Source organism: Pseudomonadota bacterium, from assembly GCA_013285465.1.
GTDB lineage: Bacteria > Pseudomonadota > Alphaproteobacteria > Micavibrionales > CSBR16-224 > CSBR16-224.
Genome location: CP053449.1, coordinates 1110255 through 1123275, shown reverse-complemented (window position 1 = coordinate 1123275; position 13021 = coordinate 1110255). Strand labels below are relative to the sequence as shown.

The window sequence follows — 13021 nt, the reverse complement described above, 5'->3', positions numbered from 1 at the left end:
GAAAAAGCAGGCTGTTTAGCCTGCTTTTTTCTTGTCCGCAGCACCGGCGGTCTTGTGCCAATGCTTTGTCACCGCCTCTTCCACCATATCGACGCTTAAAGAATCCATCAGACTATGCGTTACCAGCGACGGGTGATCCACGCCTGAGGCTGTCAGCAATTCAGCGGGGTCTTCCGGCGTGCGTACATAAGTGCAATGATCGCCCCACGGGCGGTATTGTGCGGGAAATCCGTGACCGAATAATCCGACGCTCGGCACATCCGCTGCCGCCGCACAATGCATCAGGCCGGAATCATTGCCGACAAATAATGCGCAACGGGAAATGACCGCCGCCGCCGTTCCCGGATCCAGCTTGGCAATGACATCAATGCGCCGCGCCTCCGGAATAGTTTCCAGCAGTTTATAAGCGATCTCCTCCTCCCCCGGTGCGGCGAAAACCGCGACAGGCGCATCGGGAAGAATACCGTCTTTTGCCGTCAAACGGCGCACCAGTTCGGCGAAACGCTCCGTCTGCCATATTTTTCCGATCCAGTTTGCCGCAGGGCCGATTCCCAGAACAGGCATGGTCTCATCTGCAATATATTGCTGCGCCGTTTTGACCTGCTCCGGCGAAAACCATAATTTTGGCGCAGGCGGAACATCCAGCCGCATCACGGCGGCCATTTGCTCAACCTTATGCAAGCGGTTATCCCCCTTGCCGCTGAAAATATATTTTTTACCGCCGCGCAGCACACGCGACACCGCGCTGTTGCGGATATCGACAATCATATCCCAGTGCGTCGTGCGGCAATCGCGCCATAAATCAAGCCAGTGCCGCGACCAGCTTCTTTTTTTCATCGGAATAACGCGCGTCACGACCGGCGCAGGCGCAAAAATACTTTCCGCCAACCCGCCGCAAGCGACCGTCACCTCCGCATCGGGATAATGTTCCTCAAAATGGCGCACCAGCCCCGTTGACAGGACGGCATCACCCAAACGGTTGGAGGTAATATAGAGAATTTTCACGGCAAAACCGCTCCCGTATTTTTTGATGTCAATAACGGAGATGACAGTAACACGGGTTATTTATAAAGTAAAAAAGGAATCACGCTGATTTCAAGGAGCCGGGCCGGGATGTTTGCCCAAACCGCGGCGATGCTGCTGCATCTGTTTTTTCCATGTGCGCTGCGCCATAACTTGTTTTTTGACTGCTTTTGCCGTCGCCAGTTCTTCGGCGGATTTTACGGTGATGACCGCATCTTTCTTCGGCGGTGTATAGCCCATCTGTTTCAAGATCGCCTTGGCCGTGCCGTCTTTGATTTCCTTACCGCCGCCATGCTGCGGCACAGGAACCTTATGGCCTGTCTGTTCATTCACAAATTTGCTGGAATGGCGTCCGCCGGCGCTGCTATCGAGTGAATAGCCGAATTTTTTTGCTTCGTCTTTTAGTTTCTGAAGTTTCAACGCGCAATCCACCTTCTTTTTTTATAAATCGGCAATACGTCATTATTTTAACATAATAAACGCTCATGGTCAATTTATTCATAAAGAGGATATTTGGCGCTAATCGCCCATCGCGGTAAAAACCGCCATCAATGCCAGCAAGGCCAGAATGGCCCCCTGCAAATAGACGCGCAGCTGCATCATCTTGTTGCTTTTCTTGCGGCGGTCTTCGCCGTCATGCGCCATTTGCCACAAACCAAAGCCCAGCGCACCCAAAACAGCCAGCATCAGCGCCAAAACGATGACAATTGTAAAACTTTTCATTGATTCGGCCCTTTCGCGGTTGATTTTGCCCCTGTTTGCGCTCAATATACGGTCAAAAGAGGGAGAAAACAATGCAGATTCAACAGATAGCTGATTTTTCACTGCGTACACTGGCGCTCGCGCCGCAATCGGGCAATCCGCCAAAAAAAATAGCGCTTTTTCTGCATGGTCTCGGCTCGAATGCCGAGGATCTCATTGCGCTGGCACCGCTGATGGCACCGGACATGCCCGATGTGCTGTTTCTCTCCGTTGACGCCCCCTATCCGTGCGATATGGCGCCTGTCGGCTATCAATGGTTCAGCCTGCGAGATCGTGATCCCACCCGTATTCTGATGGAACTGCGCCGCGTAAAGCCGTTGCTGGAGGGCTATATCGGGGAAGTTCTGGATAAATATAAATTAAGAAACAAGGACTTGGCGTTTTGCGGCTTTTCGCAAGGCACAATGACATCACTCTATACCGCCCTTTATGCCGATGAGCCTTATGCCGGTGTTCTCGGCTATTCCGGTGTGTTGTTTCTGGATGAAGATGAAGGGCCTTTAAGCAGGCTACCCATCTGCCTGATTCATGGCGAAGCCGATGATGTTGTCCCCTTCCGCAGTCTGGAAATGGCGGAAGCCGCATTAAAGGCACAGAATTTTGATCTCGAAATACTGGCCTGCCCGCATCTGGGGCATTCCATTGATGAAAAAGGTCTGAAAAAAGGGACGGAATTCCTCGCCCGCATTCTTGGCTAAAAAACGGCGAATGTTTTTTCAACCCGCCGAAAATATGATATAATAGAGCTACGGAAGGATTCTTCTTATCTTTCCGGTTAACGGGAGAAAGGGGAGAGAGAATGTCACTCCATCTTGACAATTGCCCGACGCTTGTTCTGAATGCGGATTTCCGTCCACTCAGCTATTTTCCTTTGTCTTTATGGTCATGGCAGGAAGCCGTCAAAGCGGTGTTCATGGATCGTGTGCATATTCTGTCCGAATATGACCGCAGCGTCCATTCGCCCAGCTTTGAAATGCGGCTTCCCAGCGTGATCGCGCTGAAGGAATATGTGATGCCGCATCATAAGCCTGCCTTCACACGTTTTAACGTCTTTCTGCGTGATATGTGGCAATGCCAGTATTGCGGCGAAACGTTCAAAACACACGAGCTGACATTTGACCATGTTATCCCCCGCAGCCGCGGCGGCGATACGACATGGGAAAATATCGTGGCAGCCTGTAATGACTGCAATGTGAGAAAAAGCGACAAGCTGCCGCGCGAATGCCATATGCACCCGCTTAGGAACCCCACCACCCCCAGCATCTACGAACTGCAAGAAAACGGGCGGGCTTTCCCGCCTAATTTTTTGCATGAAAGCTGGGGCGATTATCTGTACTGGGATTCTGAACTGGATGCTTAAAGGTTAAACGATGTCTACCGCGACCGGTTTCACGGTCACTTTATCAATACGCGAGAGCGAACAGCGTTCCTATATGGGGTAGACGCGAAGAGCGATGTGTACGAACAGTACATGAGCGATGAAGCAACGAAGCCCATATGAAACGATGACAGCTCTAAATACGTTTGGCGACAGCAATGGCCAGCTTTGAGCCTGTTTTGATTGCGCCTGTCAGAAGTTTATAAAGCGGTGCCTGTTCGGCATCATGTTCCAGGCCGATATCATGGTGTTCTTCTTCTTCGGCTTTGAATTTGGCGATATGTTTGCGCAAATCCGCCTCGTCTTTTGTTTCCGCCAATGCCGCAAGCTGGTCACCGTAATGATCCGAAATCACCTCTTCCACCGCAACCGTGCAGGCCATCGCCGCCTCCGGCCCGATCCGCGCCGTTGCATAGCCAAGCGCATAGCCTGCCACATGCCATAACGGATGCAGCGCCGTCGGGCGCACGCGGCGTTTGATAATCTCACCTTCAAAATAGGCCAGATGCTCTTCTTCCTGCGCGGCCATATGTTCCAGCGTTTCACGCAGTTCCGGATCTTTGCCCAGTACTTTCAACTGCCCCTGATAAATGCGGCGTGCGCCGTATTCTCCGGCATGATTGACGCGGATCATGCGGGCGATACTCTCTTCCGCCCGCGTCTTGCCGGTTACTCCCTTATCACCGGGCAGCTTTCTGTTTAATTGACGCGCCATATGCTATTTTTTTCCTTTTTTCCCTGATTTTTTCACAGGTTTTTTCGCGGCTTTGGCTTTTTTCTTTTTCGGCTTATCCGCAATTTTGCCGATATCGGCAGACATGGCATTGCCTTTCGGGCGGTCGGCGATATTGCCCGTTCCTTCAGGAATACACACGGTGTCTTTGCAGCACATGCCGCAAACCGATAATGTGGCAAAAATCGCCATCGCCGTTGCGATGACCATATTATAACCCGCCATTGAAATACCAAACAGCGACCAGGGTACTTCGGTACAGCGGACAATCGGCGCATCAAGCACGGCGGCGCGCAGTTCTTCAATCGTCATATTGGCGTTGAAATTGCCGCTGCATTCACCAAGACCTTCCCACCAGCCTTTTTCAACGCCGACATGGAAACCCGCAATACCGGCATCAATATATAAAGCCAGCGCGGACAGCGCCAACATGATCAAAGCCGGGCACCCGCGCAACAGAATGGCCGGAACACTCAACCCGATCACAACGATATAAGGAACACGCTGATAGATACACAGCGGACAAGGCGGCAGATTCATCACTTCCTGAAAAAACAGCGCCCCCAGCAGCATTGCAGCGCTGCCCAGCATCAACAGAATCGCGGCAAGACGCGTATCAATCTGCGGTAATCCGGAACATTGCATGGCGTTTTCAAACCTCCCTCATTTTAAAGATATTTGATAACGGCAAAGCCTCCGAGCAGTAACATGAAAAACAATAGCGTCAGCAGCCCGAGATACTTCTCTATAAAGATACGTATTTTTTCACCGAAAAACCAGAGCAAAGCGGCGACCAGAAAAAAGCGTGAAGCGCGCGCAATCACCGATACCAACATAAACAGCCACAGATTCAACCCGGCAACACCGCTGGCAATCGTGATGACTTTATACGGGAACGGCGTCAGCCCGCCCAACAGCACGATCCAGACACCCCATTCAATATAATAGTCCTGAAATTTCATGAACGGTTCTTCGTAACCGTAAAAGGCAACGATTTTTTGTCCGAAACCCTCATAAAACAAATGGCCGAGCATATAGCCGCCCAGCCCGCCCAGAACCGAAGCCACCGTGCAGACCAGCGCAAAGAAAAAGGCTTTGCGGCGTTCCGCCAGACACATCGGCATCAGCATGACATCCGGCGGTATCGGAAAAATCATACTTTCGATAAAGGAAATGAACCCCAGCCACGGCACGGCATGACGATGACCGGCAATTCCCATTGCCCAGTCATACAGCCTGCGCAAAGGAGAGCATTTCACGGGCGCGGCCGTTTTTTCCGCCGCTTCTTTTTCTTCAATTACATCATCACTCATGGCGGACAAGATAAGGCTTTCGCCCCGCAAATGCAATTTTTTATTCTTATCGCCGACAGGCGGAACGCCGGGTGAAAATTACGCTTGTCTTTTCATCCCGATACGCGTTAATATGACCGGCGCCGCGGGTGTGGCGGAATAGGTAGACGCGCGGGTCTCAAACACCCGTTCCTTTTGGAGTGCCGGTTCGATTCCGGCCACCCGCACCAAAACATTTCCTAAGAACAGCATTAAGAATACCAATACAGTGAATTGATATTACATGTAAATTTTTAGAGTTAAAAAAACACTTTTCTTCCGCGCCGTTTCATTATTTAATATTACAAGTGCCAGTAAGGCACGATATATTTTAACTGTTTTCAATTCTAGATATTCATGAAAAACGACCGTTTAGATATCGACCGACAGCGCCACGACTATTTGCTGTCCATCCTGCCGTTGCTGGCGCGCGGTTTCTTAGTAGTTGTCGGTGCCGTCAGCCTCAGCGTTCTGCTTGGCTGGCAGTTTGATAATGCCACAATGAAAAGTGTTTTTCCGGGTATGACGGCAATGAATCCCGGCGGAACCGCCCTCGCCTTTTTACTATCCGTTGTCTCCCTGTGGTTGCATACCGTCAAAGAGAGCCGCAGGCTGCTCATCGCCGGAAAACTCTGTGCCGGTGGCGCTCTTCTAATTGCCGTGACTTATTTCCTGAACCAGTTTACCGGCACGGATACGGGTTTCGACCAAATGCTGTTCCGTGAAAAACTGGATAAAGAGGCACTGGCTCTCGGCTATGCCAACCGCATGGCACCGAATACTGCTGCTGCTTTCATTTTATCCGGATTGGCGCTTTTCTTTCTCGACTGGCGGATCGGCCGTGTCTGGGTTGCGCAAATTTTCGCCATTCTGGGATTCCAATTCGGTTTTTTGACTTTTATCGGCTATCTGTATAACTCCGTCGATCTGACGGGCGTTGATGCATTCATTCCCATGGCTTTGAACACAGCCTTTTGTTTTTTACTGCTCAATACCGCCATATTTTTTGCACGCCCCACGCATGGGCTCATGCAGGTTTTCAGCAGCACCGGCCCCGGCGGCGTCATAACGCGCCGTCTTTTACCGCTGGTGGTTGTCATTCCGGTACTGGGGGGATGGCTGTTCCGTCTGGCTCTGCAACAAGGCACCATAGGAGAAATAGCCGCTTTCGCCTCCTTCGTTCTGGTGATTGTCATTCTGTTCACGGCTTTGGTTTGGTGGGTTGCCGTCATTCTCGATGCTGTCGATCGGAAACAAAGGCAGGCTGCCGTCGAATTGCAGGAAGCCAAGGATCTGGCCGAACTTGCCAATGCCGCCAAATCGGAATTTCTGGCCAATGTTTCGCATGAACTGCGCACCCCGATGAACAGTATTCTGGGCATGACCCATCTTTTATACGAAGATGACAATCTATCCGGAGAAAATAAGGAGATGGTCGGCGTCGTTTACCGTTCAGCCGATAATTTGCTCGAGATTTTGAACGATCTGCTTGATCTCTCCAAAATTGAAGCCGGTGAATTGAAACTGGAATCAGTCTCCTTCTCCCTGCAGGAAGTCATCAACAATATTGTTGAAAATATGATGATTCCCAGCAGTGCAAAAGGTATCAGCCTTTCCTGCACCTATAACAAGCCGCAGATGCCTTACCTGATGGGTGACCCTGTCCGCACCGGCCGCGTGATCATGAATCTGATTAGTAATGCCGTAAAATTCACAGATGAAGGCTCCGTTTCCCTGACGATTGATTGTCAGGAACAGGATGAAGACGGGGATGAGGTCGAGCTCAAAATCAGCGTCGCCGATACAGGTATCGGCATTCCCGAAGATAAGCTTGAGCTTATTTTCGAGAAATTCTCGCAGGCCGATAGTTCAACCACACGGCGCTTCGGCGGCACGGGGCTGGGGCTCAGTATCACCAAACAACTTGTCGAGGCCATGGATGGCCGCATTAATGTCGAAAGCGTCGTTGACCACGGCTCGGTCTTCACGCTGCATATTCCGTTTAAAACCTCGGAGATCCGCCCCGTCTTGAAAAAACAGGCATTCCACCGCGAAGAAACAGATTTCCTGCCGGAGGGAGAGCGTAAAAACCTGCGGGAAATTTCCCTGCTGTTGGCAGAAGATCATCTGCTGAACCAGTCCCTGATGAAAAAGCTGTTCACACGGAAGCATATCCGGGATTTCGACATTGTAAATAACGGTGCCGAAGCATTGAAAGCATATAAAAAGAAAGATTATGACCTGATCATCACGGATTGCCACATGCCGGAAATGAGCGGCTTTGAACTGACAAAATCAATTCGTGACCTTGAAAAATCCTCCGGTAAGCCGCGCATGCCGATCATTGCCATGACGGCGGATGCCATGGTCGGTGCCCGTGAAAGATGCCTTGATTCCGGTATGGATGATTATGTGACCAAACCCGTCAATCCCGATGAGCTTGATCTGGTTTTCAGCCGCTGGTTTACATTGCCGGAGAAGAAAAAACCTGTAGCACTGCGCCCCGAAGATGAAGAAAATCTGCCCGCAGCGGATCTGACCGATCTGAAAGCCTTTATGGATGACGAGGACGAATTGCAGAATTACATTACGCTTTTCATCACCCAATCGGATAAAATCGTCAAGACACTGCAAAAAAACTGCAAGGATGGCAAATGCAAGGCATGGTCCGAAGCCGCGCACAAGCTGAAAGGCGGATCGGCCATGATGGGTGCCCGCAATCTGCGCGCGCTCTGCGAAAAGGCGCAGAATATGCTGACGGCCAGCGCAGATGAACGTAAAACGCTTTTCAAGGAAATCCAGACGGCGTATAAGGATGTGAAAGACGTCCTGAAAGAAAGCTCTCTTTAAAACGATGCATGACCATGAAACCCATATGAGAACCGCCTACGGGCTGGCGCGGAAAAGCTATGATGAAGGCGGCTGTCCGATCGGCGCCGTGCTGGTTGATAACGCGAATGGTGCGGTTCTGGGGCAAGGTCATAATATGCTGGTGCAGGAAGGCAATCCGATTCTGCATGGCGAAATGGCGGCACTGCGCGCTGCCGGACGCATGACAAACCGCCATAACACGACGCTTTACACCACGCTACAGCCCTGCTTTATGTGCGCAGGCACAATTGCACAATTCGGCATTCCCCGCGTTGTCATCGGCGATTGCGAAAATGCGGGCAGTGATGAAACCGTCCGTTTCCTACAAGCAAAAGGTGTTGAGGTCATTGTGCTGAACAAAGCAGACAGCCTTGCCGCGCAAAATTGCATTACCCTCGCCGCACAATTCCGCACCGAACAACCCTCCTTGTGGCAGGAAGATTGGGGCGGTTGAGTGCATCAAAAACATCCTCCCCACATATGTCGAACATTATAGGCACAGCTTAACTCCGGTTTCGTCAACACGCCGTCCTCATCGTAATCAAACCCATCAAATACGCGCTTGCCCTGTTGGATAAATTGCCCGACTGTTAATTTGCCCCTGCGCGAAAAGAGTCTGGGCACATTCGTACCAAGATGGTCAACGTCAATTTTCTTATCAGACAAAAGCGCGGCATACGGCTTATACCACGTGGCTGTTGCTTTTATAATGCGTTCTTTTTCTTCGGGATAAAGCTGAATAATTTCCTTTGTTTCAAGAGTACCGTCATGATTTGTATCTAGCCGCATGACCTTGTTATATTCTTTTTCAGCACGCTTAAGTTCAGTCCAGTACAAATCCTCCATACCGTTCCTAACTTCCGCCGATGTAAGCTGAGAATCTCCATTCACATCAAATCTTCCCAGCAAGACTGCACGCTGCTTGCGTATCCCTCCTTGAAGATCACGTTCAACGGCCTCTTTAAATATGGCTTGATTGATAAATTCTTGCCCCAGACTGAAACCTTTGAAGCCTTCTTGTAGCTTACGCACATAATCTTGTCTCTTAACATCTTGATGAGCTTTGCTGTGACTATGCGCCGCCCATACAAATGCTGACGGGAAAGAATTTGGCTCCCCTCCTTCACAAGAAACTGTGGGTAACGCAGCTTTTTCCGGCACAGCAAAAAACTGCGATAAGCCCCACATTATAGCCATCGCCAAAGATAAAATAATCAAACTAAGAATAATTTTCTTTTTCATCTCCGCCTAGCACAAATCAGTTCCTGTTCTGACAATTGACCGTTTCGGTCTTCATCCAGCTCATCAAAAAAATATGCTGCGCGTTGCAAAAACATTCCTCGTGTCAACACGCTCTCACCCGACACCCAACGCAGATATCTCTGCATATATTTTTTATTATTATCCCCCGCGAGTACCTTTTCGATTGTTTTTTCATCAAGCACGGCCATCTCCTCTTGTGTGATGGTGCCATCCCCGTCACGGTCTGCTTCCATAACCTGCCTAATCCTTTTTTCAATGCGTTCTTTTCCATCAGCGTTATAAGAAAAGTGCATTTGTCGCGCCGATGAATAAACAGATATAAAACCATAATTGACAAGCTTTTTGACCTCTGCAAGAGTCACTTGACCATCATAGTTTTCATCATAAAAAAGCATATCCCCCCATTGCCGCCTCGCTGCTTCAGCAAGAATGTTCTCCCGCAACCTTTCCTGTAGCGTTTCACGGTCGATAGAATCTGCGCCTTTGGTCAGTGCCATGAATGACTGGTCAATCTGCTTTAGATAAATCTCTTTATCATCCGCATACCGGTTCATCGTTTTCTTGACAATGGTATCCATTTGCGCACATACGGGATCAGCAAATGCGGGTCGCATATCATGCAGCTGCACAGAAACGGCAAAAACCGTTAGCAGCACAATCTTTAACGATGTTTTTGGAACAAGTTGCCACATGCCCGCACACTCTCCCCCCGACCCTCGCTTTACCAGTATAGCATGGGGGTCTTAAAAGGGTGTAAAGGCTGCATAAAACAAGTATTACAGTTTATTAATCGGAATTTTCAGGTAATGTGTGCCGTTCTTTTCGGCATCGGGCAATTTGCCTGCGCGCAGGTTGAACTGAATCGAGGGCAGCAGCAATTGCGGCACGCGCAGGGTTTTATCCCGCGCCTCGCGCTTGCTGACAAAATCCTCTTTTGTTACGCCGCCGCCGACAAAGGCGTTATCCTTTTTCTGCTCGCCGATTGTCGTCTGCCATGACGGCGCACCGCCATTGGCGGGGTAATCATGGCAGATGAAGACCCGCGTTTCATCCGGCAGGGCAAAAATTTTCTGGATGCTGTCATACAGCTCCCCCGCATCGCCGCCGGGAAAATCGGCACGTGCCGTTCCCAAATTCGGCATAAACACCGTATCACCGACAAAAACCGCATCTTCGATATGATAGCTGACGCAGGCCGGCGTATGGCCGGGCGTATGGATCACGCCGATTTCCAAATCACCGAGTTTGATCTTTTCACCGTCTTTCAAAAGCTTGTCGAACTGGCTGCCATCGGGCGGCGTATCGGCATCGGTATTGAAAAACGGCACCCAATAATTCAGCACATCCGTAATTTTTTCGCCGATGGCGATTTTGCCGCCGATCTGGTCGCGGATATAGGCAGAGGCCGTCAAATGATCGGCATGAATATGCGTTTCCAACAGCCATTCCAGTTTCAACCCGTTATCCTGAATATATTGCACAAGCTTATCCGCTGCTCCTGTTTTCAGCGCCCCTGTCACCGCGTCATATTCCATGACAGGATCAATCACCGCACAGCTTTTGGTCTTGGGGTCAATCACCAGATGCGTCACGGTCGAGGTATCGGGATCAAAAAAGGATTTTACGTCCATCATCTGCCAGCCTTCTTTTTTTGTTTTTCATGTTATATTTTCAAAACTAATCCTCTGCCTGCACCAAGTCAAGCAACAGCGCACCGCGCCTTCATGCTGCGCTGCAAAAAATGATTGCCATATGCGCCGCAAGCCTTTATGGTGATGCCTTAAAAAAATATAACCATAAGAAACGATTAGGGGAGATAATGGAGGCCGCTGTGACAGAGTTTCTTGCCGTCCAGATTGTCGTAATTGCCATCGCCGGTATATTGGCGCAATGGACAGCATGGCGGCTGCACGTGCCTGCGATTATTTTCCTGCTCGGCTTCGGTTTTATTCTCGGCCCGATATCAGGGGTTATCAAACCCGATGTCCTGATGGGCGATCTTCTGCAGCCTGCCATTGCCGCCGCCGTTGCCATCATTCTGTTTGAGGGCAGCCTACAGCTGCATTTCAAGGAATTGCGCGAAACAAGGATGGCTGTGCGGCATATCATCTTTCTTGGTGCGCCCGTAAGCTGGGTCGTCATCAGCGCCGCCGCACATTACGTCGCCGGACTGGAATGGGCTGTTGCCGTCACGCTTGGCGGCATGCTGATTGTCACAGGCCCGACCGTTATCATGCCGATGCTGCGGCAGGCGCGGCTGAACCCGCGCGTCGGCTCCATCCTGAAATGGGAAGGGATCGTCAATGACCCCATCGGTGTCATTTTTGCCATTCTGGCTTATGAATATTTTGTTGCCTCCGAACGTGGCCAAGGGCATGCCGGCAGTTCGTTTTTCTTTGAAAACGGTATCACGCTGGCCGTGGTTGCGGTCGGCAGTTTCATGCTCGCCCATCTGGTCAAACGCTCTTTCGAGCGCGGCTATATGCCCGAATATCTGAAAACGCCGTTTTTGCTGACGGTCGTGCTCTCCGTCTTTTTCGGCTGCGATGTTTTTCTGCATGAATCCGGCCTGATTGCCGTCACCGTTCTTGGCCTGACCCTTGCCAATATCAACACCGCCGGATTGGAGGAGATTAAACGCTTTAAAGAAACCATCACGCTGATGCTGGTTTCCGGCGTTTTTATTCTGCTGACCGCCGATCTTGACCTTGCCGTTTTGCTGAAACTAAACTGGCGCAGTGTTTTGTTTATTATCTGCCTGCTGTTCCTGATCCGCCCTGTGACCTTTTTCCTGTGTTCCATCGGCACGCAAATGACGCGGAGTGAAATCCTGCTGGCCGGTCTGATTGCGCCGCGCGGGATTGTCTGCGCCGCCATGGCCGGTGTTATCGGGCCGTTGCTGACCCAGGCCGGATTTGCAGATGGTGAAAAAGTTCTGCCGATCGCCTTTGCCGTTGTTGTCGTCAGCGTTGTGCTGCACAGTCTGATGATCAAACCGCTGGCGCGGCGTCTGAATCTGCGTTCCGAGGAAATTAACGGCGTGATATTTGTTGGCGCACATCAATGGTCGATCCAGTTCGCGGAAGTCCTGAAAGCGCGCAATGTACCTGTCATGGTCGTCGATAACAGCTGGCATTCGCTCGGCAAGGCGCGGCTGGCGGATATTCCCGTCTATTACGGTGAACTGTTATCGGAGGAAACCGAATTCGCATTGGAATTCAATAAATACAATACCCTGATCGCCGCAACCTACAGCCCGGCCTATAACGCACTGCTTTGTGAGACGTTTGGTTATGAATACGGCACAGAACGGGTCTTCCGCATCAATCCGGGCGATACCGAACGTTCAGAGCGCCGGAAAATCGCCAATATTCTGCAAGGGCGGGTTTTGACACAGGCCGAGCTGACGCTGCACAATATCAAAGAGCAGTTCCGCGAAGGCTGGCGTTTCCGCACCACCCGTGTCGGCAAACCTGAAAAAGACGGTGCCCTGCTGATCCCCGAAGATAGCGACACGCGGCTGACCATCGGCATTATCGCCAAAAACGGTCTGGTCAGTTTTTATTCACAGGATCCCGCCTCGCATATCAGACCGAAAGAAGACGAGCTGGTGATCCTGTTCGAGAAAAGCGATGGCGCCGTCTATACGGAAGAGTAACA

General features: G+C 50.7%; 14 protein-coding genes and 1 tRNA gene. 6 read left to right on the top strand and 9 right to left on the bottom strand.

All coding sequences use genetic code 11. From position 1 onward, the window contains the following. Positions 1-15: 15 nt before the first annotated feature. From HND56_05445 to HND56_05435, 3 genes are all read right to left on the bottom strand, one after another. A complete protein-coding gene (locus HND56_05445) occupies positions 16-1005 on the bottom strand; it encodes a glycosyltransferase family 9 protein (protein QKK05165.1) in 990 nt (329 codons plus the stop codon). A gap of 90 nt (positions 1006-1095) precedes the next feature. Continuing rightward, positions 1096-1443 (bottom strand): type II toxin-antitoxin system HicA family toxin, encoded by a 348-nt coding sequence (locus tag HND56_05440; protein QKK05164.1) that lies wholly within the window; start codon positions 1441-1443, stop codon positions 1096-1098. A 99-nt stretch (positions 1444-1542) separates the two neighbouring features. Further along, complete coding sequence (locus HND56_05435) at positions 1543-1746, bottom strand: twin transmembrane helix small protein (GenBank protein ID QKK05163.1); 204 nt, start codon at positions 1744-1746, stop codon at positions 1543-1545. A gap of 71 nt (positions 1747-1817) precedes the next feature. Between HND56_05435 and HND56_05430 the strand changes: the two genes are divergently transcribed. Both HND56_05430 and HND56_05425 read left to right on the top strand, forming a co-directional pair. Further along, positions 1818-2483, top strand: a complete 666-nt coding sequence (locus tag HND56_05430) for a phospholipase (protein QKK05162.1) — start codon at positions 1818-1820, stop codon at positions 2481-2483. Between the two features lie 101 nt (positions 2484-2584). After that, positions 2585-3145 (top strand): HNH endonuclease, encoded by a 561-nt coding sequence (locus tag HND56_05425; GenBank protein QKK05161.1) that lies wholly within the window; start codon positions 2585-2587, stop codon positions 3143-3145. 154 nt (positions 3146-3299) lie between these two features. Here HND56_05425 and HND56_05420 read toward each other — a convergent pair whose 3' ends face one another. The 3 genes from HND56_05420 to HND56_05410 are packed head-to-tail and all read right to left on the bottom strand — an operon-like array spanning position 3300 to position 5209. Beyond that, positions 3300-3878: a demethoxyubiquinone hydroxylase family protein gene (locus HND56_05420; protein QKK05160.1), complete on the bottom strand. Its 579-nt coding sequence runs from the start codon at positions 3876-3878 to the stop codon at positions 3300-3302. A 3-nt stretch (positions 3879-3881) separates the two neighbouring features. Beyond that, positions 3882-4541 carry a disulfide bond formation protein B gene (locus tag HND56_05415; GenBank protein QKK05159.1) on the bottom strand — a complete coding sequence of 220 codons (660 nt, stop codon included), beginning with the start codon at positions 4539-4541 and terminating at the stop codon, positions 3882-3884. Between the two features lie 23 nt (positions 4542-4564). Further along, on the bottom strand, positions 4565-5209 hold the full coding sequence (locus HND56_05410; protein ID QKK05158.1) for a DedA family protein: 645 nt from the start codon (positions 5207-5209) through the stop codon (positions 4565-4567). 124 nt (positions 5210-5333) lie between these two features. On the opposite strand from HND56_05410, the gene HND56_05405 reads away from it, so the two are divergent. From HND56_05405 to HND56_05395, 3 genes are all read left to right on the top strand, one after another. After that, positions 5334-5418, top strand: a tRNA-Leu gene (locus HND56_05405). Between the two features lie 166 nt (positions 5419-5584). Beyond that, complete coding sequence (locus tag HND56_05400; protein QKK05157.1) at positions 5585-8077, top strand: response regulator; 2493 nt, start codon at positions 5585-5587, stop codon at positions 8075-8077. Positions 8078-8081: 4 nt separating this feature from the next. Then, on the top strand, positions 8082-8552 hold the full coding sequence (locus HND56_05395) for a nucleoside deaminase (protein QKK05156.1): 471 nt from the start codon (positions 8082-8084) through the stop codon (positions 8550-8552). A gap of 5 nt (positions 8553-8557) precedes the next feature. Here HND56_05395 and HND56_05390 read toward each other — a convergent pair whose 3' ends face one another. The 3 genes from HND56_05390 to HND56_05380 form a co-directional block, all read right to left on the bottom strand. Beyond that, positions 8558-9340, bottom strand: a complete 783-nt coding sequence (locus HND56_05390) for a hypothetical protein (protein QKK05155.1) — start codon at positions 9338-9340, stop codon at positions 8558-8560. Beyond that, complete coding sequence (locus HND56_05385; GenBank protein QKK05154.1) at positions 9337-10053, bottom strand: hypothetical protein; 717 nt, start codon at positions 10051-10053, stop codon at positions 9337-9339. Before HND56_05385 ends, HND56_05390 begins: the two co-directional genes overlap by 4 nt. Before the next feature lie 84 nt (positions 10054-10137). Further along, the gene (locus HND56_05380) at positions 10138-10992 is read right to left on the bottom strand and encodes an MBL fold metallo-hydrolase (protein QKK06566.1); all 855 of its coding nucleotides are present in this window, start codon (positions 10990-10992) and stop codon (positions 10138-10140) included. A 200-nt stretch (positions 10993-11192) separates the two neighbouring features. Here HND56_05380 and HND56_05375 point away from each other — a divergent pair, with 200 nt between their 5' ends. Then, positions 11193-13019: a sodium:proton antiporter gene (locus HND56_05375; protein QKK05153.1), complete on the top strand. Its 1827-nt coding sequence runs from the start codon at positions 11193-11195 to the stop codon at positions 13017-13019. The last annotated feature ends 2 nt before the right edge of the window (positions 13020-13021 follow it).